Source organism: Pseudomonas sp. Ant30-3, from assembly GCF_000690905.1.
In the GTDB taxonomy this organism is placed as follows: domain Bacteria; phylum Pseudomonadota; class Gammaproteobacteria; order Pseudomonadales; family Pseudomonadaceae; genus Aquipseudomonas.
Genome location: NZ_JMCL01000066.1, coordinates 56,721 through 66,805, shown reverse-complemented (window position 1 = coordinate 66,805; position 10,085 = coordinate 56,721). Strand labels below are relative to the sequence as shown.

Annotated in this window: 6 protein-coding genes and 2 pseudogenes; 2 read left to right on the top strand and 6 right to left on the bottom strand. The window is 55.2% G+C overall.

Annotated features, from left to right (window positions below; all coding sequences use genetic code 11):
- A pseudogene (locus tag DU29_RS0117215) lies at positions 1 to 193 on the top strand (IS30 family transposase); the annotation flags it as partial.
- Between the two features lie 470 nt (positions 194 to 663).
- Here DU29_RS0117215 and DU29_RS1000000130970 read toward each other — a convergent pair.
- From DU29_RS1000000130970 to DU29_RS0117200, 4 genes are all read right to left on the bottom strand, one after another.
- A complete protein-coding gene (locus DU29_RS1000000130970) occupies positions 664 to 1,878 on the bottom strand; it encodes a hypothetical protein (protein ID WP_028622781.1) in 1,215 nt (404 codons plus the stop codon).
- A 49-nt stretch (positions 1,879 to 1,927) separates the two neighbouring features.
- Positions 1,928 to 2,254, bottom strand: coding sequence for a hypothetical protein (locus DU29_RS1000000131625; protein ID WP_177326969.1), 327 nt, complete (start codon positions 2,252 to 2,254; stop codon positions 1,928 to 1,930).
- A 36-nt stretch (positions 2,255 to 2,290) separates the two neighbouring features.
- Positions 2,291 to 3,319, bottom strand: a complete 1,029-nt coding sequence (locus DU29_RS0117205; RefSeq protein WP_028622780.1) for an IS30-like element ISUnCu4 family transposase — start codon at positions 3,317 to 3,319, stop codon at positions 2,291 to 2,293.
- Between the two features lie 195 nt (positions 3,320 to 3,514).
- Positions 3,515 to 6,445, bottom strand: coding sequence for a DEAD/DEAH box helicase (locus DU29_RS0117200; protein ID WP_028622779.1), 2,931 nt, complete (start codon positions 6,443 to 6,445; stop codon positions 3,515 to 3,517).
- Between the two features lie 318 nt (positions 6,446 to 6,763).
- On the opposite strand from DU29_RS0117200, the pseudogene DU29_RS1000000133340 reads away from it, so the two are divergent.
- A pseudogene (locus tag DU29_RS1000000133340) lies at positions 6,764 to 6,973 on the top strand (Arm DNA-binding domain-containing protein); the annotation flags it as partial.
- A gap of 55 nt (positions 6,974 to 7,028) precedes the next feature.
- Here DU29_RS1000000133340 and DU29_RS01000000130115 read toward each other — a convergent pair.
- Positions 7,029 to 8,693, bottom strand: coding sequence for a N,N-dimethylformamidase beta subunit family domain-containing protein (locus DU29_RS01000000130115; protein WP_050483124.1), 1,665 nt, complete (start codon positions 8,691 to 8,693; stop codon positions 7,029 to 7,031).
- 52 nt (positions 8,694 to 8,745) lie between these two features.
- Positions 8,746 to 10,071 (bottom strand): MFS transporter, encoded by a 1,326-nt coding sequence (locus tag DU29_RS0117190; RefSeq protein WP_028622778.1) that lies wholly within the window; start codon positions 10,069 to 10,071, stop codon positions 8,746 to 8,748.
- Between the last annotated feature and the right edge of the window lie 14 nt (positions 10,072 to 10,085).

Below are 10,085 nucleotides of genomic sequence, written 5' to 3'. Positions count from 1 at the left end.
ACTGATCCGCCAGTACCTGCCCAAGGGCACGGACTTGTCGGTGCATAGTCAGGAAGCCCTGGACGCCATCGCTTTGCAACTGAATATGCGACCGCGCAAACGCTTCGACTTCAAATGCCCGATCGAGGTGATGGGCGAAGTGATGCAAGAAGCCGTGGTGATGCGGCATGATGCTCCCGCTTCAATTCAATAACCGTGTTGCACTCAGATCCTGCAACCGCCCACTATCGTCTGGTCGGACAGCTCCGTGGCCATAAATACTCTCTGCTGGGAAGTTTAGAGGGTTAGGATCGTAAGAGATCTCGGATACTCTCTTCAATCGTAGAACGGATAATGTCGATAATACAGTCTTACGCAGATTCAACCCCCCAAGCGACAGACAGCAGAAGTCGAGCTTGCGCGCTGTGGTGCGGGTTGCGACAGGAGCTACCCGTAGTACAAGCTACAGATGCTAGTTTCCGTCGGCGGCGAGGTATCTGTGGGTCGGTCAGCAGGCGTATCCATCTAATCACCCGCGTCCACCTCAGTCCAACCTTGACCACCAAGGAAGCGGCGTTCGGCGGCCGTATCTTCAAGCCTTACGTCCGTCAAAAACATTCACCGACGGACAACCTTACATGATTGAGCTCTCCCTCACTGATCTGTGCCTTTTGCTGGCCCAAGCTATATTTTTCTCGAGTTGTCCAGAATCCTGTCAAATAGAAAGCTCAAACCCTCGCCTGCCTTGAACTTCCAGATGACCCGCTCGCCAGTCTCCCGCCTAAAACTTGTACTGTTCGCGCCCCCGTATTCTGGAAGTGAAAGCTGACAAAAAGCAGTCAGCCTGGAAAATATATCTCGATATTTACCTGAGGACTTAAGCGCGATACTGCCGACGGACAAAAATGAGGAATAAGCTAGGCTTTGTTGCGCGCGGGCAATGATTAACGCTTTGCTGTCAGGCGGATCATTCAACAGTTCAGAGGCTTGCGTAAAAATCAGATATTTTTCAAGCGCTCTTCTGGGGCACCAGAAAGACCAGAGGCCGCATACCATAATAGGTAAGTTACAATCCATCTCACCCTCATAGGTCAAAGCCCTATCCCAATCAGGTGAGATATCACTATTTCCCAGCGCTTGCAGATCCGCATCCGCACGGTATCTGAAGTATTCTGGGAAACAATCGATGGCGTCTTTCAATGCTTCAGTGAAAAAACTGGAGTGGACATTATTGGTTAACGCATCGTTTGCCTCGTGGATAATTTGAGCCTTATCAACGCCTGCACCGGAGAAGATTCCACCAAAGGGGCCATCCAGACTCCAGCTGCTTGGGGCGATTTTTTTCAAATCTTTTTCTTTGTAGTGCTCAAGAGGAACGACAAATCGCCTGAACAGGTTGGCGTAACTGACGGGAAAATATCGGGCGGCAAATAACCAACCTACGACGCTGTCTTTATCTAGAAGGCGTGACTCGATATCCGAGTTTTTAAGGATCTCGTAGTCAAAAGGTATGCGTTTGTTGCTCTTCAAGCCTTCCAGCTTTGTGATTAAAGGGGCACTGGGAACCGTGGAGTAGAAGCCGATGAATTTCGTGCATCCATTGGAATAGATGGCTGACACCGGATCGTATTCTTGATCGGCACCCACGGCGTTATCACCATCGGCATAATGCTTGCAGCTGACTAGCAGAGTTTCCCCATTCAATTGGACCTTAAGGTCCATATCATTATCGGGGCCTCTTGTGGTGCCAGCCTGTACAACGCCGCCTAGCACCTTCTCAAAATATTCTTCCGCAAATTTTTCAAACGCATCCAGCTCGTCCTTCATCAACGCTTCTTTTCTAGCCTTTCGCAGCTTAGGGCTGGCGGAAGGAATTTCACGAAAATCCAGGATACCCACATGACCTCCAGGTTATTGCTCCATGATTAGTTCGGTTTTTTCATGGGGCTTATCGATAGATATGGCAAGATAATGCAAAAAAATTGTTGATCACGATGCTCAGCATTGGCGTCACTGCACTGAATGCGGCTATTCCACCCGGTATTGCCATTAGACAGCAGAAGCAGCACATCACAATCCCTGACCGCCTGCAACAGGCATCCCAACCGTTCTGCATGCCATCCGCAGCAGGCGCATCTTCGTTAATCCAAACTTCAAAATGCCTGTTTGCCAAAAAGCTTCGTGCCTTCATCTCAAGCTTGAGTTGCTCACGGATACTGCTGAGCGTTTGATCGCCGTCCGCGGGAAAGCGATCGTTACAACGACTGGCCAGCATTACTTTGGGTGGTTGCAGGAGCTGAGTGCAACACGGTCATTGAATTGAAGCTGGAGCATCATGCCGCATAGCCATGGCCTTCTGCATCACCTCGCCCATAACTTCGATTGGGCATTTGAAGTCGAAGCGCTTACGCGGACGCATGTTCAATTGCAGTGCGATGGCATTCAGTTCTTCCTGGCTGTGTACCGACAGGTCTGTGCCTTTGGGCAGGTACTGGCGGATCAGGCCATTGGTGTTTTCGTTGCTACCGCGCTGCCAAGGGCTGTGCGGGTCGCAGAAGTAAATCGCCACCCCAGTCTGCTGGGTGATTTCAGCATGCCGCGCCATTTCTCGACCCTGGTCGTAGGTCATGCTCTTGCGCATCGCCAGCGGCATGCCATTGAGCGCTGCACTGAAGCCTTCCATCGCCGAGGTCGCCGTCGCGTCGTTCATCTTCACCAGCATCAGGTAGCCACTGGTTCGCTCCACCAGCGTGCCTACACACGAGGCGTTGGCTTTGCCCTTGATCAAGTCGCCTTCCCAATGCCCTGGCATCAGCCGGTCTTCGATCTCCGGTGGGCGCACATGGATGCTGACCATCTCGGGAATCTGGCCGCGCCGATCCACACCACCAGAGCGCGGTCGGCGTGTCGTCTTGCTTTGCCGCAGGCAGATGATCAGCTCCTTGCGCAGTTCACCGACCGGCAGGGCATAGATCGCGTTATAGATCGTCTCGCGACAGACGTAGGCATCTCTGAGGCTGGGAATGTTCATGCTGCGCAGCTTGCCGGCAATCTGCTCGGGAGACAAACGCTCACGGAGCATATGCGCCACCAACTCGAAGCGCTCACCACCCCGCAACAGCTTTCGCTTCGGTCGACACACCTGGCGGCGAGCCTGCATCTGCTGCTGGGCCGCGTGGGCCGAGTAGCCGCCACAGACATCTCGATTGCGGCGCAGCTCCCGGCTGATGGTCGAAGGGGATCGGTTGATCAAGCAGGCAATCCTACGCAGGCTGAAGCCTTGGGCATGACTGATTTGAATGGTGGCGCGCTCTTCAACGCTGAGTTCGGTATAAGACATAGGGGCAGCACCGTACCGGAAAGGTCAGGTGTTGCACTCAGTTTTTGCCGCCGCCTTGATTCACTTTGAATGGACCATCCTTGCTCCTGCTCCAATTCCGAGGCTTCAAAACTCTTTGATCAATGAATACCTTCCTGCCCTATTTCCAGATTCACCTGCCCAAGAAGCCGAAGGCGTTATGGTGCCCCCTTTCTGTTATGCACTGGTTACGACCCGCACATCTGAACCAGACACGTTCTTGATGTAGGCGTAACTGGTGCCGAGGACTGCAAGCTGATCAGCGGAGATCTTCGCTGCTGAAATGGCAGGTTGTACGATCACAAATCTGAAAATCATCTCGTGGTCGTGGCACTTGTTGCGAAGCAGCTCCAAATCTATTGGGTCACCCTTGAGGATTCTGTCGAACCCTTTCGGCAACGATTGCTGGTACCGCCCCATCAATCGATTGAAGAATTTTTCCTCGGTGTGCAGCCATTTCACCGATCGTGATGCCTGACCGCAGACCTCGTAAACATCGGAGACACGAGCACCAGGCCGATCTTTTTGGGGGCAATACTTGCAGTGGTAAAGGTCGACAAAGATTGCGTCCTTGCTCTCTTTGATTGCCACCAGATCCGCAATCTCACCAGCGCCATCATCGTTGAAAATGAATGCATAGTTGTCCTCAATACGGCTGTAGGTGAACCCTTGGACGGTGTCAATGTTACGGGTTGCCCTCATCGACTCGCTGTGGATCTGGGTGGTTCCCCAGTCCCAAGCCTCAATCAGCGCTATGGGAAGCTTCAAGTCCAAGCTATTGGGTGTGTAGAACCGGTAATTGCCCTCGATCATCGAACCGTCCACGGCTAGCAGGACCAAAGGGTTCATATCCAAGTACTGCTCGAACGAGCTCTCTTCGGCGAAAATGATCTTGACCCCAGGGCAGGAGACTTTGTAGCTGTCGTTCAGTAACCGTATCGTGATGTCAGGCAACAGATGCTCCGTGCCATCTACTGCAATAGCGATGAGGGCCACTTCTAGTGTCAGGTCATCGCTTCGCCGAGGTTTGCCAAGCTCGACATCAAGCAGGTTGAAAATCTCACCGTTGAACGCTAGCGAAATTTTCTGCTCGTTTTCGATCGCAATGGACTCCGGCCAATCAGCATAGAAAAGTCCCGTTGGCCAAGCCCCTTCGATCTTCTCCGAGCGAATCACATCCTTGAGCACTTCAGAAGGGTTGATCGAGGCATCGTTGAGTTTTTGCGAGGCACGTTTGCACCACTCAATCCAGTAAATGATGCTGGAAGAGTTCATCTCCCAGATCTTCCCTTTGTGAGAGCAGCCAACGGTGGTGCGCTGTCCATCTTCATAGCCCGTTGCGAAGATGTTGGATTTTTTCGCCGTGCCGTTCTCGATTTCACTGATGACGGTATTGATGTCCCGCCCGACGTGCATCGTGAATCTCAGATCCTTGCGTGTCCTGGACAGCCCCACGTTCTGCAGCTTCATGAGCTTGATGTCGTGCAGGGTTCGGAAGGTAGGCTCGCCGTTGATTCGCCTGGCATCCTTTGCAATCAAATTCAAAAAACGCGTCGCTTGCGACTCATCACCAGAGGAGTGAATGAAGAGCGTCTTGTCGGGCGCGTGGTAGTACGCGAGGTACAGAATCCAGTTCGTGTCCACAATCGCCGAGGTCTGAGCCCATCCGACGGGTGTTTCTCGCCGGGTCACCATGATGATGGTGTCTGAACCGTCGTTGATAGAAAGGAACTGCAGCGGTTCTTTCTTCTGGGAGAAGTGATTCGCTTTCTCTGGCCGCCAATGATCGCGCTCCACATGGTAGGCGATCGCACTGATCTTGGGGTTTGGGTTCAACCCGAAGATATCCTCGGAGTCGGCATCATCCGGGAACTGTTCAGTGAACGTCTCTTTTTCGATTTCGCGGGCGATCTTGTCTTGGCTCACATCTCGAATCACGGCGCTCCAGTCGGCACTTTCCTTGTAAAGCACTGCCATCTGGTAATCGACTTTCTGGTTGGCAATGTTTGAGACGAATTTGGCATCGCCTAGCGTGTCATCAACCCGGGTTAGCCGACCGATGAACTGTAGCGTGACGGCCGGACTACGATGCTGGTCGTGAATAGCCGCGATTTTCAGCTCTGGCAGGTCGAAGCCTTCGCCCAGCATGTCCACGCATACGATGATCTTGTATTTCTTATCGACAATTTCACCCAGCAGCTTGCCCCGATTCGGCACCTTGCTGTGGATGAGAATGGGTGAGAGGTCTTCATGCTTTTTGTAGAGCTCAAACAGGGCTTCAGCACGTTTTTGCGATCGTGCGCGTACCATCAGTAGGTGGTTAAAGCCTTGCCCTCGATCGCCTCGCAACAACTCTACCGCCTTATCAGCAACCACTTGGTCAGCCAACTCGAGGTTGTATTCGCGCACTGGGTGAAATTCGATCGACTTGAAGTAGCCATCGATCTGCGCATCCTTCAACGGGTAGTTGTAGATAATCTTGCCTTCAAGGGGCTGATTGTCCTCCCTGAAAGGCGTAGCAGTGAACTGCAGGCATGGCTTCTCTTTAAACGCTGTTTTCACCCGCCCCCATGTCATGGCAGCCACATGATGGGTTTCATCGATTATCAGGTGGCTGCAGAGCTCAGCCAAGGCTTGGAGCGATTCTGTATCGAATCGCTGCAATGCTTGCGGGGTAGCGACAATTACATTCGCCTCGGCAAGCTGTTGGACATCTTCAGCCGACATTCCTGAGCCGATCGCCCTAACCACAGGGTTAAGTGCTGTGGCAGAAACAGCACCGATCTCCCGAAGTTTTTTCAGCCCGAGGCATTTTTCGACAAGCTGGGAACGCAAGGCATCTGACGGGACGAGCACCAATGTCCTTGCCAACCGCCCTGCGATAAGCAGACCAAGCATGGTATCGGTCTTGCCGGTACCCGTTGGCATCACGATCGTTGCCGTCGTGGCCGGAGACGTCACCAGGTGGCCCAGTGAAGCGTACAGGGCGGCAAGCTGAGGCTTACGCAAGCCCGGCGTATTGGTATCCCGGACTGCCAGGTTGAAGTTGAAGAGGTGTTGCTGCCAGCTTTGATATACGTCTAAGTACTTCCCTGTAGCATCGACCATTGCGTTCACCAAATTGAATGTGAAAATCAGCGCTGATTATTTAATGGCCATCTGCTACCAGTGAACATCAGTTCAGGTGTACCCCGAAAAGCAGCTCAAACGCGCCACTCCCTCTGCCTTCACCAACCGACGATCGATACCAAACAGTCCAATCTGAGATGAAGGTACACTGAAAGCCATCCGAATCCATCTTGGTCTATGTAAGAAATCGCCATTCGCGATCACTCGCAAACCGACGCAACTGGGGGGCAAAGTTGGGGGCATACGTGAGCTTTTTCTGCCTGAAAACATTGTTCTAGAGCCTAGTCAAAATGTTTTTTGGGGATCCCGACAGTCTGTAATGCAATTCCACTAAATTCGCCCGGCGAACACGCCGATGCTGAAGTCCCTGGCCTCTACTTGGAGGTAAGGGCGTCGAGCAAGGTCGGCTAAACCCCCTCCAAGGTTTGGCGATTGAAGTATCGGCTGCATGGCGAGGAAAAGTGCTTCTCCATCGGTGCTTACCCCGACATTGGTCTCAAGGAGGCTGATCCCCGGTACCCAGGCGATCCAACGCTCGGCTTGAACCTCCTTTTTAAGGCGATCAGCGAACCTCCCGCGTATTGCGCAAGAAACGCTCAAGCACATTTTTTGTGATCATCACGGTGTAAATGTCTGCTTGCATGAGCCCATGCACCCATTCGCACGTGGCGGCGGTAAAGACTTCGCCTCGACCTTTGTGGAAGTGCACCATCATGCCGGCCCCGCGGCTATGCAAATCGATGTTGGCGTCGCTAAGGTCGGGTGCCAGGATGGAAGCCCGAAACCGGGCATCGCCATCGCCAAGCATGAATGAATAGGTCTCCTCGGACCGGCCATGCTCGGCATTGGTCGCCCATCCCATTGCGAGGATTTGCAATCCACCGGGCGCACCGTCTGTGTAAAGCGGTTCCGGGAGGCCGTCGACGAACGTGTATTCCAGGCCATCAACCTCATAGCCGAAGATGTTGGGTTCGTCTCCGAACATGTCCGCGTAACCCAGGCCCGTCCCCGTAAACGACCAGTGCTTAGGCCTGAAGACTGTATACCCGCGAGGGCTGCGCGGAGCCATTCCTCCAAAACTAGCGTAAATCCCTCGCAGAGCATTCACCCCGAACGTCTTTGCGCCGGGGTGATTTACGCTCGGATCTTCCCAGGCTCCCGTTAGCCGATGTGGCTCGGTAGCCGCCACAGGATCGAACGCACCAGCGTCGTACTTGTAGGCCACCTGCCGCCGGCCCTCATCCTCCAGGCGGATCTGCCACATGAAATTGCCGGCGAAACGCGCGACTTTGCCGCCGCCCTCGACAAAGGCGTCGACATGGTCGCGCATTTCCCGCGTCCAGTACTCGTCGTGCCCGACGAAGACGGCGCAGGCGTAGCCCTCAAGCGAGTGCGGGTCGTGGTGCAAATCGTCCTGGGTCAGGATATGCACGGTATAACCTTGCTGTTCGGCCCAGGCCACAAAAGGTCTCTCGTAGGAAGCCCACCCCGCCAGCGCGTAGTACTTGGCGTAGCCGTTAAGGTTGGCCCATTCGATGAATTCATAGCGTGCGGGCCCCGGCTTGCGGGGCCGGGTCGCGTTGACACAACGTGGTGCATCCTCCGGCAGCCAGACCTGCCCTCGCGCCCAGGGGCGCTGCGTCGACAGCAACGGTGAGCGGCCACGCGGCGTGCCCGCGTGGAGGCCGAAGTAATGATTGGCGCCACCCCAGTCGTTATAGGCGGCCCACGTCGAGGTGGCCGCAACGAGCACCAAGGCATCTTCACGTTTGCGCACCGCCTTGACGATGAACAGATGATGCCCGAGGACGCAGTCAGCACCATCCCGTATTTCCACTACATAGCCACCCTGCTCGGCATCGGCCGGGATTGACCATTGCATGAAGACAGGCCATTGGCAGCCATGCTCATAGGCGCGTTCGGGTATGGGATGGAATCGAGCGTCAAGGCTGTCGGTGGTATGCAGCGTGCGGGGGATGGCGCCATCACGATAGATCCGAAGTCTCACTTGTGGGCGGTTCGACGACAGATACAGGCAGACCGAATCACCCGCGCTGTAGGCGCGGCGGTCCGAGTAGCACCATGCAGCCGCTGGGCCCGACTTCGAGGGGACTTCGACCCAGGTCTCGCGCGCGGCTTGACGTGACCCTGAAGTCTGGCTGACGGTCACGCCGGCGCCTGGTCGTTCACCGCGTGCAGCGGCGTTTTTGCGGTCTGTGGAATTCATTGAGTCATACCCGTTTGATCGGCTGATTCTGCAGATCGACCAGCCAATTGATTTAGTCCCGAGAGGCCATCAACGGCCGTGAGCCAGCGCTGACTCGAGCACCAGGCGCCTCGATGTGCGCAAGATCGATGCCCGCCGTTTCGTCGATAAGAAACCCTGCCAGGACAGTGACTACGCCCAACCCGATGACATAGCTGACGTACAGATAGCCAAGGTCGGCGCCGCTAAGATAGTTGTGTAGATAGGGGGCCGTGCCGCCAAAAATTGCCACCGAAACCGACGAGACCAGGCCGACGCCCTGGGCTCGTGCCTGGGTGGGCACCTGCTCACACAGCACGGCAGGGAAAATCGCCGCGATCAACGACCAGGCGCCTAGCCCCAGCACTTGGGCCAGAAACAGCGTGTAGGGATCAGTGGTCACCATTATCGAGATGGGATAGGTCAGCACGATCACACCCAGGCCCCAGGCGATGACCATGGGCCGGCGCCCTACCCGATCGGACAACATTCCGCAGACCGGCAACCAGCACACACACAGAATCTGTGCCAGGAGACTGGCCACATAAGCACCCGTGGCGTCCATACCCTGGGCAATCGCCGTCGAAGCGCCGAACGTGACCCAGGCGTAGTAAGTGACATTGGCAGCAGCAGCAAGCATGACGATGTTACGCGCGACGCGTAGCATCTCCCCCATGGACAGCTTGCGCGGCGGCAGCGCTTGCGCCTGCTGCTCTACGAACACATGAGATTCCTGTGCACCGCGGCGCAAAAACAGCGCGTAAATACCGAGCACTCCACCAATGGCGAAGCCGATCCTCCAGCCGTAGTCACCCATGGCCTGCGCGCCCAGCATCCAGGTCAGCGCTGCCGCCACGGCCGTCGCCGCCATCACTCCCAGCGTCACCCCCACATAGACCGAACTCGACCATAAACCACGGTGCTTGCTTGGGGCGATCTCGGCGACATAGGTGTAGGAAACCCCTGTCTCGCCACCATGGGCGAGCCCTTGCATCAAGCGGAAAAACAGCAGCGCGACCGAGGCATACAAGCCAATGCTCTGGTAGTCAGGGATAAGCGCGATGCCCAGGCTGCTGATCGCAAGCAGCAGCATGGTAAGCACCATGATGGCCCGACGCCCCAGCCGGTCGCTCAGGCGGCCAAACAACCATCCACCGACAGGGCGTGCGACAAAGCCAACCGCAAACACAGCCAGGGTCGCGAGCATCGCCGAGCGCGCATCGGTCTTGTCGAACAGATTGCTTGCCAGATACACCGAAAAGGTTGCGTACAGGGTCCAGTCAAACCACTCGAGCGCATTGCCGATACCTGCCGCGCGCAACGATTTGAGGCGTCCTTGGTGAGACGTCGTATTGTTCATGGATTAACTCCTGA